The sequence below is a fragment of the Aliiroseovarius pelagivivens genome (assembly GCF_900302485.1).
Lineage (GTDB): Bacteria > Pseudomonadota > Alphaproteobacteria > Rhodobacterales > Rhodobacteraceae > Aliiroseovarius > Aliiroseovarius pelagivivens.
Genome location: NZ_OMOI01000002.1, coordinates 334,891 through 350,116, shown reverse-complemented (window position 1 = coordinate 350,116; position 15,226 = coordinate 334,891). Strand labels below are relative to the sequence as shown.

The window sequence follows — 15,226 nt, the reverse complement described above, 5'->3', positions numbered from 1 at the left end:
GGCTAAATGATGGAAGCTTTTCTGTCCGGACTGGACATTCTCTTCGCACCGCAAGTGGTAGTCGCTTTGCTGATTGGATCGATCGGGGGTGTCATCATCGGCGCCATTCCCGGAGTTGGGCCTGCTGTCGCCATTGCCATTTTGTTGCCAGCAACATTTTCATTCGAACCCATTGTAGGTTTGACGATGCTATTGGGAATCTACGGATCTTCGATGTATGGCGGTTCGCTGCCTGCGATTTTGATCAATACGCCCGGTACAGCTGTCAACGCACTCACTACCTATGACGGCCATCCGATGACGAAGCGCGGGCATGCATTGCGCGCCCTTGGCCTTGCATATGGAGCTTCATTCTTCAGTGGTATTCTGTCGATCCTCGCGCTGATCCTTCTTACGCCCCTTCTTGCAAAAATCGCTCCACACTTTGGCTCGCGCGAGATATTTTTGGCCGCATTGTTGGGGATTGTCCTCGTTGTGATTGCGCACCGCGGACAAACATTTGCCGCCGGGTCCTTGGCTGCTTTCGGCATCTTTCTTGGCACCGTAGGACTTGAGCCAGTGAAGTACACGCAACGCTTCACGTTCGGGTTGGACTTCATGAACTCGGGTTTTGATCTGATCGTTGTGGTGCTTGGACTCTTCGCCTTGAGCCAAGCCTTCATGCTCTTGACACAACCCGACCACGCACCAAAAGGACAGCTGCTTGAAGGGAATATGTTTCGTTCAATGTTTCGGGTTTTCCGCCACAAACGCGTTGCGTCCGTTGGTTCCGGATTTGGCGTAATCATGGGGATGATCCCCGGTGTCGGTGAGTTCACAGCACAATTCCTAAGCTACACTTACGCCCAGAAAAGCTCGAAAACGCCAGAAGAGTTTGGCAAGGGCAGCGAAGAGGGGTTGGTCGCAGCGGAAAGCGCAAACAATGCTGTACCAGCCGCAGCGATGATCCCTTTGCTGGCGCTTGGCATTCCTGGCGAGGCTCTAACAGCGATGATGCTGACGGTGTTCTACGTGCACAATGTTGTGCCAGGACCGGCGCTGTTCCGAGACTCCATGGATTTCATCTATGCGCTCTACATTGCAATGATCTTGCTAAATGTAATCGTCGTGATCTTTGTTTGTTTCTCTTCAAACATTCTGATGAAGATCATCCAGATCCCGACCCGTTTTCTTGGGATGGTAATTCTGACGTTGTCCTTTGTCGGCATCTACTCACTTCGGAATTCGGCTACCGATTGCGCCATCGCAGCGGCATTTGGAGTGATGGGGCTTATCTTGAAACGTCAGAACCTTCCGATTGTGCCGATCATCCTCGGAATGGTTCTGGGTGGGATCATGGAAGTTAAACTTCGTTCCGCCATGGCGCGGGTTCGAGATCCCCTAGACTTCGTAGACCGTCCGATTGCGGCGGGTCTGGCCATCGCAATCGTGTTGCTGATCGGTTTCCATATCTGGGGCGTCGTCCGCGAACGCCGCTATTCCGAGCCGGAAACTTCACATGACCACGACATTCATGACAGCCAACAAAGCTGACCAAAAATCGAAAGGACGCAAGAGATGACAAGATTTAACGGAAAAACCGTTTTGGTCACCGGGGCAGGGACGGGCATTGGCTCCGCGATTGCGCGCAGGCTTAGCGATGAAGGTGCGAATGTCGCCGTTATGGGCCGTCGCGCGGAACCGCTTCAGGCGGTTGCTGAACCGATCAACGGTTTGGTTGTGCAGGCCGATGCTGCCGATACCGAGCAGGTGAATGCTGCGATCCAGCATATAAACAGCCACTTTGGTCCGCTGGATGTGTTGGTTTGCAACGCTGGTGGATTCGGATTTGGTACGCTGACGGATAACACCAACGACGATTGGGACAAATCTGTTCAGGCCAACCTGAATACGGCAATGGTCACTGCTCGTGCGGCCATGCCGGATCTGATCGCGCAGCAAGGCAATGTCTTGATGATGTCCTCGATCGCTGGTTTGGCAGCGGGGCCGGAAGCGTGTGGCTATGTGACGATGAAGCACGCGCTAATCGGCTTGGCCAAATCCATCACACGCGACTATGGCGGTAAAGGCGTACGATGCAACACCATCTGCCCGGGGTGGGTGCGCACGGAAATGGCTGATAGCGAGATGGCGGAGCTGGTCGAACGAAAGGGCTTGTCCTCGGTCGAAGAGGCCTATGCTTTGGTGACGCGGGACGTTCCACTGGGTAAACCCGCCATGCCTGAAGACATCGCCAATGCCGCTGCATTCCTATGCTCGCAAGAGGCCGCATTGATCACGGGTGCCGTGCTGACCATCGATGGTGGGGCTACCATCGTTGATGTGCCCACGATCGCATTCGCAGACGAATAACACGCCTTCAGAAAGGTACGAAAATGCTTGACCAGATTCGGATTGACGAGCTTCGAAATGCGCCGGTTTCTCCGTTCCAGCACATCATTGATGGTGAAAAACGCGACTCCTCTGATGGGGATGTTCTGAATGTGATCTCTCCGTTGAATGGCGAGGTCCTGACGACGATGGCGCGAGGAACTGTTGAAGACGCAAACGCTGGTATCGCCGCCGCACGGCGGGCTTTTGACGATGGCCGGTGGTCGGATTTGGCGCCGTCGGCACGTAAGAAAATCCTGATGAAATGGGCTGCTTTGATCGAAGAGCAAGCGCTGGAGATTGCTGTTCTTGGTGTGCGCAATAATGGCACCGAGATCAATATGGCCATCAAAGCCGAGCCGATGTCCGCAGCAAACACCATTCGCTACTACGCTGAAGCAATTGACAAGATCTACGGAGAAGTGGCCTCGACGGATCCATCTGTACTTGCACTGGTCCATCGTGAACCAGTTGGTGTTGTCGGTGCGATCGTCCCGTGGAATTTTCCGCTTATGATCGGATCGTGGAAATTCGCACCAGCGCTGGCAGCGGGCAATACTGTGGTTCTGAAACCCGCTGAAACTGCATCGTTGACGTTGGTGCGATTGGCAGAGCTCGCGCTGGAAGCTGGCATGCCGCCGGGTGTTTTCAATGTCGTCACCGGCAAAGGATCCGTCGTTGGTGAAGCCATCGGTCTTTCGATGGATGTGGATGTAATGGTGTTTACGGGTTCGGGATTTATTGGCCGCAAGCTGCTTGAGTACTCTGCGCGCTCTAACCTTAAGCGCTGCTATTTGGAACTAGGTGGCAAATCACCGAATATCGTGTTTGCTGACGTTCCGGATTTGGACGAAGCAGTCAAGGTTTCGGCCAATGGCATTTTCCGCAATTCGGGACAGGTCTGTATCGCTGGTTCGCGCCTTCTGGTGGAGCGATGTATCCATGATGAGTTTGTTGAGAAACTCGCGGCGTTTGTCGAAACGCTCAACCCTGGCGATCCATTGAACATCAAGTCCACCGCAGGCGCGGTCAATTCGATGAGCCAACTACAGCAAAATTTGGGGTTTGTTGAAGAAGCCAGGGATCTGGGACGGGGGATCCGCACCGGAGGGACTCGCATTCTGGAAGAGACCGGCGGTTACTTTATGGCACCTACCGTTATCACTGGGGTTCATCCACGCGACCGGTTGGCCACTGACGAAGTCTTTGGACCAGTTCTGGCGGTCATTCCTTTCGATACAGAAGAAGAGGCCGTCGAAATCGCAAACGGAACAGATTTCGGGCTTTCCTCGGCCGTGTGGACGTCGAACCTTTCGCGGGCGCATCGCATGATCCGTGCCATTCAAGCAGGGGTCGTTCACGTGAACACCTATGGAGGTGCCGACACCACAGTGCCGCTTGGTGGCGTCAAGCAATCGGGTAATGGGCATGACAAGTCGCTGCACGCGCTCGACAAATATCTCGAACTGAAAACAGCCTGGATCAAACTTTAATTCCGGAAAAGAGACCCAACATGACTGATCATACTATTCTGGTCGTAGGGACCTATGACACCAAAGATGATGAACTGAATTTCATCGCTGACGTTATCCGCGAACAGGGTGGGTTGGTCAAAACGATGGACATTTCTGTGCTTGGAGATCCTAGTACGCCAACAGATTTTTCAAAGCATCAGGTGGCTGAAGAAGGTGGGCACTCGATACAAGAAGCCATTGATAGTGGTGACGAGAACGTTGCCATGCAGATCATGGCCAAGGGCTCAGCGCTTCTGGCTGCGCGATTGCACAACGAAGGCTTGTTTGATGGCGTGTTGGTTTTGGGTGGATCAATGGGGACCGATTTAGCACTCGATCTGTGCTGTGCGTTACCGATTGGCGTCCCAAAATACATCGTTTCTACGGTCTCGTTCTCTCCAATGATCCCCCCTGAGCGTCTGCCCGCAGACATTCAGATGATCCTTTGGGCTGGCGGCCTCTACGGTCTTAATTCCGTTTGTGAGGCGTCGCTCCGACAGGCGGCAGGTGCTGTTCTTGGGGCAGCCCGCGCTGCGCGACCAATGAAGCGAGATCGCCCTTTGATTGGGATGACTTCATTCGGCAAAACTGTTCTGCGGTATATGGTGCATCTGAAACCAGCCCTTGAGGCACGAGGGTTTGAGTTGGCAGTTTTTCACGCAACCGGAATGGGAGGGCGCGCTTTTGAAAGCCTGGCGTCCAAGGGCGAGTTTGCTGCCGTCTTGGATTTTGCACCTCAGGAGGTTGGCAACCACATGCTGGGATCAGCCATCAGCGCTGGTGAAGATCGGATGACCAATGCAGGTAAAGCTGGTGTTCCTCAAATTGTATCAATTGGATGCTATGATTTGGTCGATCTGGTCGGTTGGCACCCTGTTCCCCAAGCACTTGCCGATCAAGACCTGCATGACCACAACCGCCTGATCACAGCTGTCAGTATGTCTAGTGATCAACGCCAAGAGATGGCTCGTACGATGTGTGAAAAACTTGCCAAAGCGACTGGGCCGACAATCTTGATTTTGCCGTTGGAAGGTGGAAACGAATGGGATCGAGCAGGCGGCCTGCTTGAAGATGCAGAGGGCCTGTCGGCATTCATTGAAGAACTGCGTGAGCATTGTCCGGAAAATGTGACTTTGGTTGAGTTGGGTTGCCACATCAACGATGCAGAGTTCTCAGATAAAACCCTTGAAATCCTCGATACATGGATCTCGGATCAAGTGGTTTGATTAGATCATCTCGAACTTGAGGTTGTCAGTCAGCCTTAGTTTGTTGTGGTCTACGGCCATCCTGCAAGACTCTGCTCACCCGCAGAATTTACAGGATTGTTTAAGTGCCTTACGGACCTCAGAAAGGTAATAGATGAAAAAAATATACCCAAACGCAAAGACCGCTCTGGACGGGCTTTTGTCGGACGACATGCTGATTGCCGCCGGCGGCTTTGGCCTGTGCGGCATCCCCGAGCTTCTGCTGGAAGCCATCAAGGACAGCGGTGTGAAGGATCTGACCTTCGCCTCGAACAACGCCGGCGTTGATGATTTCGGCATTGGCATCCTGTTGCAGACCAAGCAGGTGCGCAAAATGATATCGTCCTATGTGGGCGAAAACGCCGAGTTCATGCGCCAGTATCTGTCGGGCGAGCTGGAGCTGGAGTTCAACCCGCAGGGCACGCTGGCCGAGCGTATGCGCGCTGCCGGTCACGGCATCCCCGGCTTCTATACCAAGACCGGCGTGGGCACCGTGATTGCCGAGGGCAAGGACGAAAAGGATTTCCCAACCGGCCCGAACGGCGAGATGGAAACCTATATCATGGAAGAAGGCATCTTTGCCGATCTGTCCATCGTGAAAGCTTGGAAAGCCGACGAGACCGGCAACCTTGTTTTCCGCAAGACCGCCCGCAACTTCAACCCGCCGGCTGCCATGTGTGGCAAAACCTGCGTAGTCGAAGTCGAAGAAATCGTGCCGACCGGCTCGCTGGATCCTGACTCGATCCATCTGCCGGGCATCTACGTGCATCGCATCATTCAAGGCGAGCACGAGAAGCGCATCGAACAACGCACCATCCGGGAGGCTTAAGACATGGCTTGGGACCGCAATCAAATGGCCGCTCGCGCGGCACAAGAACTGCAAGACGGTTGGTATGTGAACCTCGGCATCGGTATCCCGACGCTGGTGTCCAACTACATTCCCGAAGGCGTTAACGTAACGCTTCAGTCGGAAAACGGCATGCTGGGCATGGGCCCCTTCCCGACCGAGGACGAGATCGACGCCGACCTGATCAACGCAGGTAAGCAGACCATCACCGAACTGCCCCAAACGGCCTATTTCGATAGCTCGATGAGCTTCGGCATGATCCGTGGCGGCAAAATTGCCATGGCGATCCTTGGCGCGATGGAAGTGGCCGAAAACGGAGACCTTGCCAACTGGATGATCCCCGGCAAGCTGGTCAAAGGCATGGGCGGCGCGATGGACCTTGTGGCCGGAGTTGGCCGCGTGGTGGTTGTGATGGATCACACCAACAAGCATGGCGACTCGAAAGTTCTGAAAGCATGCACTCTGCCCCTGACCGGCAAATCGGTTGTGGACCGCATCATCACCAATCTGGGTGTGCTGGATGTGGTCGAAGGTGGATTGAAAATCGTCGAGACTGCCGATGGCGTGACCGAGGACGAACTGCGCGCCGCGACCGAAGCGACCATATTTTAGCTACCGCTCACGAGGTCTAGTTGAACATATTGATCGATAAGGAAGCAATCAGTTGAGCGAACCAATCTACGCGATCGGAGACGTGCATGGTCAGTTGGGTATGCTTGAACATACGCTTGATCTGATTGAGAAAGACGGTGGTCCACAAGCGCGTATTGTCTTCTTGGGTGACTATGTTGATCGCGGCGCGCACAGCAAGGGGGTAGTTACGTTACTCCTCGAAGGCCTTAACCGCGGTCGGAACTGGATTTGCCTATTAGGAAACCATGACCGAATGTTCTCTATGTTCATGGAAGAGTATCCGCGGCATGATGAGCAATTCTTGGTTGGATATCACTGGTTTGACAAACGGATCGGTGGGATTGAGACGATGAGCTCCTACGGCGTGGGCGTCGCCGAGAACGATCGACTCTATCAGATTCATGCCGCAGCCCAGCAACGCGTACCCTATCAACATGTAGAGTTTCTCAGGGCACTTAGGCCGTATCATCAGCAGGGGGACTATCTGTTTGTTCATGCCGGCATTCGCCCAGGCATTCTCTTGGAGGAGCAAACGGTAGATGACTTGATCTGGATCAGAGGTGACTTTCTGAACGACAAGCGGGCTCATCCATGGATTGTTGTTCACGGGCATACACCTGTTGACGGAGATGTCGCGCACTATGGCAATCGCATTAACGTCGATACCGGTGCCGGGAATGGGCGCAAGCTATCTGCTGTTGTCTTGGAAAATGGTAAGTCTTGGATCCTAGATGATCGAGGTCGTACGGAGCTAAATCCATCGGCAACCCTCGTTTGAAATCTGATCGGAAACCTCAGAATCGCGCTTCAAACCAACCAGATGAGCCGAACTCTCTCTTAGTTTAGCCAGCCTTTGGTTCCAAAAACTCTGACGACGGACAGTCACTTGCAGCTAGTGACGGGTTCGACGGGCCGCCCCGCAGTACCATCATAAGTTGCTGGAGGTCGACTAAGGCGGATTGTCCCTGTCTGATGTGGCTTTTTCTGTTCAATTCCCATTCGGCGCACAAAAAGGCTCCACCTCCGGTCCTCGGGAAGGCGGCAAAAATTTCTAACCCTCCCCCTCCCCAGTTGTTGATGGGCGGGGAGATAACAACAACAACCCAAATCTCAACACCTGCGAGGCGCTTCAAATCCCGATGCCACGGGGTGCGAATTACCCCCATTCGGGGGAGGGGCAGGAAGGACCCAAACCTTCTTCTCATTCGAAAATTTGTGCGGACAGCAGACCTTCGCTGCGTTCGGCAACAGGGGCGGCTATGCGGGACGAAGCGGACTTGTGCACATGCGGCTATTGCTGACGCAGCATATTTTTGCATTTGCGGGAGAGACAAGTCTGCGCCGCTGTTCCCGCCGCCAGACCGGTCATTGGCAAGTATCATATTCGCGCAAGCCGAGACCGCACCTTCGCTGCAAGTTTGCCAGACGAATGAGACCAAAACTCAAATCTGCTCCAACCTGGATACTACTGCCAGTCCGATCGCGTCGGGTGACGACTCTTTAACAAAGTGCAGCCCCAAAACGATGGGCACGACATTGGTGTTCTGAAACATCTGCGCTGCAGTCTCAGCGCTTGGCGGTGGGTTGAGGAGCCTAGGTTCCGCCCACATGGAAGACTTTGTAGTCTCGAAAGTACTCAGCTAATCGTTGCAGCGGTTGATCATCTCGGTTGGCGCGTCGCCAATCGGCAGTTGGCTGGACCAAACCAAGAACGGTTTGCGACCTGCATTGCAGCGACGTAGGGCGCGGTACATGGTTTACTCCGCCGATGATAAGCTCTGCCCCGTTGACATTCCAGGAAATGCCAGCACCGACAGCGTGCCAGGATGAATTGGACACGGTGCTACATGGATGCTGCGTTCTGGAACCAAGTGACCGTTTGCTTAAGCGCGCGACTTTCGCCCTGGAAGGGGCGGTGTTGAAGGAAGTAGGACACGTCGCGATCCGATACGCTCGGGCCGAGACGTAGGATCTCACCTCTGGACAGAGCTTCATCTACAAGTCCGTGCCACCCCAGGGCGATGCCGTCCCCTCGCTGGACTGACTGCAGAAGAAACGGGTAAGCATCGAATTCCGCCGAGGAGGCAAACTGCGGTGGTTTCAGCTTGGCGAGCGCGAACCACTTTGGCCAGGTCATGAAGCCTGAACCTCCGACATCGAAATGCAGGAAGAGTTCTGGCGGCAGGCTTCGAATGTCAGCTTCGACCTCGGGATAGGCCTGCAGAAAGCTCGGGCTGCAAATCGGGAAAATCTCCGACTTGATCAAGGGGATGAAGGGTCTGTTCGGAAAGCGCGCGGTGTCCCAGACCACGGCGGCATCCACGCGGCTGAGATCGATGTCTCCAAGCTGGTCCGTCGTGACAACGCGAACCCGTGCCCCATCCAGAGAATCTCTCAGGTCCGTAAACTTGGGCATCAACCATTGGTCGGCAAAACCATATGTGCATGCAAGGATTACCTCTGCGCGTTCGGAATGGGCAGCGACTTCTTTCCAGACCTGATCCACATGTCCGTAGCCGAGCCTGATTGCCTCCGCCATCCGCACGGCGCTTTGCGTTGGGGTAATCTGGTTGTTGTTTCGCCGAAACAGCGCTTGCCCGAGCCGACCTTCGAGTGTCGCGATATGCCGCGAAACCGCGGGTTGGCTTAAACCCAGTTCTTCAGCGGCGCGCGACAGGCTTGCATGGCGGACCGCAACTTCAAGAACGAGGAGTGAGTTCAGCGAACCAGTGGTTGGTCGTTTCGATGATTCCATAACAAAAAGCTATAGAATGCATCAACTCAAGACCAGTGTCTTTCTTTGCCCCAATCCCGCATTGTGCCTGGTAGCCATCTACCACATTGGTCAAGAGGAGCCCTTCATGTCTGTGGTCAACGCCATTCGAGGAAGCGAAATCGCACCGGATCCTGCAGGCCGGGAAGACACTCTCGCCGCGCGCTACTATGTCGACCAAAGCGTCATGGATACTGAGATCCGCGACCTTTTCTACAACTCCTGGCAGTTCGTATGTCATGAGAGCGAGGTCGCCAACCCCGGCGATTACTTTGCCTTTACCTTGCATGGGCAGGACTTCTTCCTTGTGCGCACGTCAGAGGGGGATTTGAAGGGCTTTCACAATGTATGCCCGCACCGCGGACACCGGCTTGTTGAGGGACAAGGCAGCAAGTCCCGCGTCACGTGTCCCTACCACGCCTGGACCTTCACGCTTGAGGGGAAGTTGCGCGGCGCAAGGGGCGTGAACCGGGCATCCGAGGCCAGCCGGGATCGAAAAAATCTTCTACCCGTGCGCGTGGATCAGATCGTGGGCTTTGTCTTCATCAATGCCGATCTCGATGCCGAAAGCCTTGCGGAATTCGCGCCTGGGCTTGAGCAACAAATGCTGGGGGCCTGCCCCGATCTGCCGGATTATGTGATCAGCGCCGGCAGCGATGAGTTTGGCCACACCTATCTCTGCAACGCCAACTGGAAGGTGATGCTGGACAATTTTCTGGAGTGCTATCACTGCCAGATGGCGCATCCCGAGTTCAACGAAATGATGGCGATCCCTGACAGCAAGTTCACCATGTTCAGGAATTTCACCTACCAGAACGCGCCAACAAAGCGGAAAGCTGAAAACCGGGCCTTTCCGCTCGATTTAGAGCATGACGTTCTGGTCGGCGAGTTTTGGTGGATGTTCCCCAATATCACCTTTGGCCGGTTTCCGGGCGTACAGAACTTCTATGTCTCGCGCTTCGATCCGCTGGAACCGGGGAAGACGTCACGCTACACGGTGACCCTTGCGCCGCGTGTGCCAACCGATCCGGGCGCGTCCGTGCGGGATCGCTTGCGCTCTGAATGGACAAACAATGTTGTGGCCGTCGAAGACAAGGACCTTTGCGAAGGCGTGCAACAGGGAATGTCGCAGCGGGCATTCCGCCATGGCTGGTATGTCACAGACCCCGATGATCACGGCGTCTCCGAGCACGCGATGCGCCATTTCCATGACCTCTACAGAGCCTGGGCCGACAAATCGCTCGATCCTCGCAGCTGATTGACCACGTCGTCGCACATTCCTCGCGGTTGCTCATCCACGGACACAAGACATGAAACCTATGTACACCTATGGCGCACAGCCAACCCAACGCATGCTGACCGTCAAGGATCTGCAGGACAATCGCGGCATCCGAAAACACACGATGGCCACTGCTGTAAGCCGGGATGAAGCCGAAGCCTGTGCCTTGGCCGGGATTGATACCATTTCCTGCGACTACGACGACTACGATGCCGTGCGCGCAGGCGCCCCCCATTCGTTGATCATCACGGCGTTGCCGCCCACGCAATTCGCGACGCAGGACGAGATCATGAGCGCCGCACTGTCTGTGATGGAACGTGGGAGCGATGCGCTTTATACCAGCCGCGGTCTGAGAACAGTCGAGATGCTGGCCCATGAGGGCTTTTCGGTGATGAGTCACATTGGCAACCTGCCACGCCATTCAACGAAATACGGGGGCCTCAAAGCGGTTGGCAAAACGGCACAGAGTGCCCGTGAGGTTCTGGAACGGTTCCGACGGCTGGAAGACGCAGGCGCATTCGGCGTCGAGGTCGAGTTGATCGCCGGGCGCACGATGGAAGAAATTGCGAAACGGACCAATCTTGTCACGTTCTCGATTGGGGCGGGATCCGCAGGCGACGTGATCTTCCTTTTCACCTGCGACATTTGCGGCGAAACCGAGAAACTGCCCCGCCATGCAAAGGCCTACGGAGACCTTCGTCCGCTTCTGGACGCCGTCCAGACAGAACGCGTCCGCGCGCTCTCCGCCTTCCGCTCAGATGTGGAGAACGGCGCGTTTCCCGGACCGGAGCACGCGGCGAAAGTGTCGGATGACGAGTTGTTCGCCTTTCTCAAAGATATTTCCTGATCCCATGATCTCGATCCTAAATCGGGCAACGCGCGAAATCGAAGAGCGACAAAACTGAGCTCCGGGATTTCCCGCGCTTCACTATACCTAATCCATGCCCTCGAAGTCTTCACTGCATCACCAACGAATGTCAGGTATTCCCGTCGCCGCGCAGCACTCCGAGGCAAGCAAATGAAGCAATGTCTACGCTGCAGGAGCCCGCAGCAATAAACTCAAACTCACGGGTTGGGCTCATTCCTGCCGATAGCTGCATCAAGCACTAAGGTTCGCAATGGGCCGAAACTGGCGAAAGGGAAAAATGATCTTCATAACCGCTTGAGAAGGCGAGTCTTGCTGTTTCGAGGAAACATAAAGAAATATCGCTCTTATCGCATTGATAATAATATGTTTTTTGAACCTAGTTCCGGGTCGAAGAGGTGAGTACCTGATTTTAGCTTGTGCCTCTGATCCTGCATATATCGACTGAAATTTCGCCATCTGAGGGAAATAAAATCTGCGCGTGCTAGGGGGACGGGTCTGCAGGCTGAAACATCTCAGGTATTTGACCTACCCCCCCATCGGCCCAAGGCTGTAACTCGTTCAGCGTCGCGAAACTATGAGACTTCCGATCTGTACTTCTTGAGCAAACGGCCTACCGCATTCGAGAAAGACAACACACCCTTTGTCATCTCGCCATAGATTACCTCAATCTCAGTTGCGGGAAGCGACAATAATCCTTCGTAGCCATACCCCTCCCGCTCGAACACCTTTACCACCCGCTTCTCAAACTCCCCCAAATCCATTTCAGTTTTGGATGCACCATGCTTTTCACTGAGCGACCTTGAGTTCGGCACTGTCTCTCTCTCAGAACTCCTCTTTTTCTTTATTGTTTCTTTTATAGTTTCGGGTGAACTGCGCTTCAGGGCTGAGCGGAAGAGCGCTGCAGGTTGAGCGGAAGTGGAGTTCATGGATGAAGAGCGCCCTGAGCGTGACTTCAGTTCTGACAATCTTGCAATCTGACCAAGCTCTTCCACAGAGTGAATCAGAAACTGATTGCGTGAACGCTTGGCGGCGCGATAACGCTTCACTGCGCCACGTTCTTCCAGCTCCTTGAAAGCAGAGCGAACGCTCCGCTCGGTAAATCCAGTTTCTTCTGCAAGCCCGATGGCAGACGGATCACAACGCCCGGATTTAGTATTCTGGCGATCCAGAAGTCTCATCAACACTGCGTAGCTAGCACGTGTGAGTGGTGGATCCATCTGAGCCCAATGTTGGGCTACAAACCATTTTTGCTTCAGGTCCAGAGGCGTTCTCTTTGACATCGGGGCACCTCTATTGGTCATATAGTACCGCCAATCAATGCATTTTCACGATTGGCGACCACATCCCCACAAGTCTTAGAATCCATCCAATCATCAAGATCTTTTCGACGATACCGGATGGCTCTGAGGCCAATGCGACAATATACCGGTCCAATCTGTGGGCCAGTTCCCATCCGGAGTTTTGCGAGGTAGCTTTCGCTGAGACCTGTGTAGCTGGCTGCCTCTGCAGCGGTGAGGTACTTCGGTTCCATTTCATTCTCCTTGGCATATTCAATGACCTTGAGAATGATGAGCTTTCTTCTAGAACTAAATGTCCATCAAATCGTAGTTTTCCATTTTGCCGTCCACGTACTTGCGCCAGCTATCGTAAGCCTTCCTAAAACTCGTCTTCTTGATCCCGAAAACATCAAAGACGTCACGTAGGAACCGAGTCAAATCGCCATAGTTATCCAAATCGTCTGGGATATTGATGCTCTTGTTGAATTTCGCGGCTCGAACACTGGCATCAATCAAAGCCCATTCATTGAACGTCTGTCTGTTGCGAGTGGGAATGCCCTCGGGAAGCTCTCGCTTTGTTATCTCAATCGCGGAAATCAACTCGTCAGAATGCTCGGCCAAAGACTTTAATGCTGCATAAGCCTTCGTCGCACCACGTTCGGGCAACATGTGTTGGAACAACACATCGTGTGTGGTCTTCTGCAGAAATCTTTCCTTGTTCAAACTATCAACTTGTCCTGTATCCCATTCCATTTGGTCCGTCACAAGCAACGGCAGATTGTTATACGCCCCAATAGCTTCCGACAGGGATCTTCTTAGCTTGTCCAAGGTCTTGCTCACATCATCCCTTCTCCAGAAATGAACCATCACGTTGTCAAAGTTTGCAATTATGGATGCGGCAAGTTGTCTGGAGGAATACCCTTTTACTGGACCGATATGCTCTTCCACGACTGGGATAAGGCGACCGCGAAGGTCGCGATACTCTTCGCTGTCTGGATCGTGGTCTTGGAACGGTTTAACGCCCATTTTATCATTCATCGGGGAATGCTCCGTTTTGTCTTCTAAATAGCTCTTCGCAGGCCACCTTCATCGCCGGTCGCAAGGCCGCCAACGAAGGCTTCACATATCTCTGCCCCGTGATCGACAGCGGCGTGTGGTTCAGCAAGCGCCCAACCACTTCCTCGAGCACGCCAGCCTCCATGGCGACAGTCGCAAAGGTGCGACGGTGCGCGTGCGGACCCCATGCGAGTCTCGCTGGGTTTGTGATATGACCCAACTCCGACTTCGGAGATGGAAATACCCATTGCTCGCTCAAGCCGCGAACAGGAGCCAGGATCTCATGATGCAACTGCAAGATGGGAAGATCAAAGCTTCGGCCGTTTTTGGTCATGGGGAGATGGATGTGATCCTCATGAATGTTTTTCCATTCCAGCGTCAGCGCCTCGCTCTTGCGCAAACCCGTAAACAGCAAGAGTTCATAGAAGACCTGATGAATGGGATTTGAGAGGCCATCGACGTCGTCGCGCCAGGCCTTGAGATCCTCAATGACCTGTCCCTTTGGCTGCTCATCAAACCACTCGATCGCCATAGTAGGCGCCTCGGGCAGATCATAGACCCGTCTGGCGTGGTTCCAGATCGTTCGGAAATACTTGAGCATGTGATTGGCTGCCGATGGTGTCGCTGCCATAGATTGGTGCTTCTCCACCACCATCTTCTTCGAGATCTCATCCAGTGGCAGCTTGAGCCACTCTTTCAGGTGAAGTTCGAACTGCTTGCGCAGAGAGCGCTTGTGGGCATCTGATCTCAGTTTGGGGCGTCCCAGGTACCCTTCTAATGCGGTCTCCAGCGTGGGCGCTCCGATCTGCGCTACTTTCCCAGCCCCGCGCCCCATTTCCAGCGCAAGCTCCATCGCGGTCTGCCGCGCAGCTTGTGCAGAAATCACCGGGAACCGACCGATCATCACCCGTTTCGTTTGACCGCCAACGTCCTTCTGAAAGTACCAGGTTTTCGAGCGTTTCCCGACGAAGAGGCAGAGCCCTCGCACCTCACTGTCCCAGTGCTTTTCGGTCCCCGTTTTGGACTGGGGCAGCTTGCGGGCAAAAGTTTCTGTGAGTTTCGGCATGATTTTTTTGTCGGAATTTTGTAGGTATTGAACTGAAAATCAGGGAAACTGAGGGAATGTCCCTACAATAAATTCTTCCATAAAGTGAATGACTTGGCAACTACAGGAATGTCAGGGAATAATATATCACGAGCTTGGAAGGCTAAGGTCTTACCACTACACAACGCTCGCCCAGTGAAAACAGGACATATTTCATGCGCTTCGGGGCGTCAAGAGCACCCAACATAGGAAATAGAAAGAGTGGACCCATGACCGTCTAAAGGGGCGATAGAGCGGCTGTTCGCTGCGCGGCCATCCTA

Annotated in this window: 14 protein-coding genes; 9 read left to right on the top strand and 5 right to left on the bottom strand. The window is 54.1% G+C overall.

From position 1 onward, the window contains the following. Positions 1-9: 9 nt before the first annotated feature. From ALP8811_RS13875 to ALP8811_RS13845, 7 genes are all read left to right on the top strand, one after another. A complete protein-coding gene (locus tag ALP8811_RS13875; RefSeq protein ID WP_108857859.1) occupies positions 10-1,533 on the top strand; it encodes a tripartite tricarboxylate transporter permease in 1,524 nt (507 codons plus the stop codon). 24 nt (positions 1,534-1,557) lie between these two features. Beyond that, positions 1,558-2,352 (top strand): SDR family NAD(P)-dependent oxidoreductase, encoded by a 795-nt coding sequence (locus tag ALP8811_RS13870; protein WP_108857858.1) that lies wholly within the window; start codon positions 1,558-1,560, stop codon positions 2,350-2,352. Positions 2,353-2,375: 23 nt separating this feature from the next. Beyond that, a complete protein-coding gene (locus tag ALP8811_RS13865) occupies positions 2,376-3,863 on the top strand; it encodes an aldehyde dehydrogenase (RefSeq protein WP_108857857.1) in 1,488 nt (495 codons plus the stop codon). Positions 3,864-3,883: 20 nt separating this feature from the next. After that, on the top strand, positions 3,884-5,110 hold the full coding sequence (locus ALP8811_RS13860; protein ID WP_108857856.1) for a Tm-1-like ATP-binding domain-containing protein: 1,227 nt from the start codon (positions 3,884-3,886) through the stop codon (positions 5,108-5,110). A gap of 133 nt (positions 5,111-5,243) precedes the next feature. Beyond that, on the top strand, positions 5,244-5,957 hold the full coding sequence (locus tag ALP8811_RS13855) for a CoA transferase subunit A (protein WP_108857855.1): 714 nt from the start codon (positions 5,244-5,246) through the stop codon (positions 5,955-5,957). 3 nt (positions 5,958-5,960) lie between these two features. Then, on the top strand, positions 5,961-6,587 hold the full coding sequence (locus ALP8811_RS13850) for a 3-oxoacid CoA-transferase subunit B (RefSeq protein ID WP_108857854.1): 627 nt from the start codon (positions 5,961-5,963) through the stop codon (positions 6,585-6,587). 52 nt (positions 6,588-6,639) lie between these two features. Continuing rightward, positions 6,640-7,386, top strand: coding sequence for a metallophosphoesterase (locus ALP8811_RS13845; RefSeq protein WP_108857853.1), 747 nt, complete (start codon positions 6,640-6,642; stop codon positions 7,384-7,386). Between the two features lie 1,065 nt (positions 7,387-8,451). Here ALP8811_RS13845 and ALP8811_RS16520 read toward each other — a convergent pair. Continuing rightward, entirely contained in the window at positions 8,452-9,363 is a 912-nt protein-coding gene (locus ALP8811_RS16520) for a LysR family transcriptional regulator (RefSeq protein WP_108857851.1), read from the bottom strand. Between the two features lie 16 nt (positions 9,364-9,379). Here ALP8811_RS16520 and ALP8811_RS13830 point away from each other — a divergent pair, with 16 nt between their 5' ends. Both ALP8811_RS13830 and ALP8811_RS13825 read left to right on the top strand, forming a co-directional pair. Next, positions 9,380-10,639 (top strand): aromatic ring-hydroxylating oxygenase subunit alpha, encoded by a 1,260-nt coding sequence (locus ALP8811_RS13830; RefSeq protein ID WP_108857850.1) that lies wholly within the window; start codon positions 9,380-9,382, stop codon positions 10,637-10,639. Positions 10,640-10,691: 52 nt separating this feature from the next. Then, positions 10,692-11,507, top strand: a complete 816-nt coding sequence (locus ALP8811_RS13825; protein WP_108857849.1) for a 3-methyl-2-oxobutanoate hydroxymethyltransferase — start codon at positions 10,692-10,694, stop codon at positions 11,505-11,507. Positions 11,508-12,100: 593 nt separating this feature from the next. Here ALP8811_RS13825 and ALP8811_RS13820 read toward each other — a convergent pair. From ALP8811_RS13820 to ALP8811_RS13805, 4 genes are all read right to left on the bottom strand, one after another. Then, positions 12,101-12,706 carry a helix-turn-helix domain-containing protein gene (locus tag ALP8811_RS13820; protein ID WP_146184031.1) on the bottom strand — a complete coding sequence of 202 codons (606 nt, stop codon included), beginning with the start codon at positions 12,704-12,706 and terminating at the stop codon, positions 12,101-12,103. Positions 12,707-12,825: 119 nt separating this feature from the next. Next, complete coding sequence (locus tag ALP8811_RS13815; protein WP_108857847.1) at positions 12,826-13,059, bottom strand: helix-turn-helix transcriptional regulator; 234 nt, start codon at positions 13,057-13,059, stop codon at positions 12,826-12,828. 55 nt (positions 13,060-13,114) lie between these two features. Further along, entirely contained in the window at positions 13,115-13,843 is a 729-nt protein-coding gene (locus ALP8811_RS13810) for a hypothetical protein (RefSeq protein WP_108857846.1), read from the bottom strand. Further along, positions 13,836-14,927 (bottom strand): tyrosine-type recombinase/integrase, encoded by a 1,092-nt coding sequence (locus tag ALP8811_RS13805; protein ID WP_108857845.1) that lies wholly within the window; start codon positions 14,925-14,927, stop codon positions 13,836-13,838. Before ALP8811_RS13805 ends, ALP8811_RS13810 begins: the two co-directional genes overlap by 8 nt. Positions 14,928-15,226 lie beyond the last annotated feature (299 nt).